The 248-nt window shown below is 63.3% G+C and carries 1 pseudogene; it reads left to right on the forward strand.

Annotated elements, in window-relative coordinates:
- Positions 1-76: 76 nt before the first annotated feature.
- Positions 77-176: pseudogene (locus R0J88_RS22345) on the forward strand (NAD(P)-binding protein); the annotation flags it as partial.
- Positions 177-248: the final 72 nt, after the last annotated feature.

Genomic DNA, 248 nt, shown 5'->3' on the forward strand with positions numbered 1-248 from the left:
CCCGCATCGATCCCCGGAGGGCGAGCAGGACGCTCGCCCCGCCAAACCGGGCGACGATCTCTCTGAATTCGATTACATCATCGTGGGCGCCGGTTCCGCCGGCTGCCTGATGGCCAATCGCCTCAGCGCCAACCCTGACCACCGCGTGTTGCTGGTCGAGGCGGGCGGACGTGACAACTACCACTGGATTCACATTCCAGTGGGCTATCTGTACTGCATCAACAACCCGCGCACCGACTGGATGTTCC

The sequence above is a fragment of the Pseudoalteromonas sp. SIMBA_162 genome, from assembly GCF_046535955.1.
Lineage (GTDB): Bacteria > Pseudomonadota > Gammaproteobacteria > Enterobacterales > Alteromonadaceae > Pseudoalteromonas > Pseudoalteromonas marina.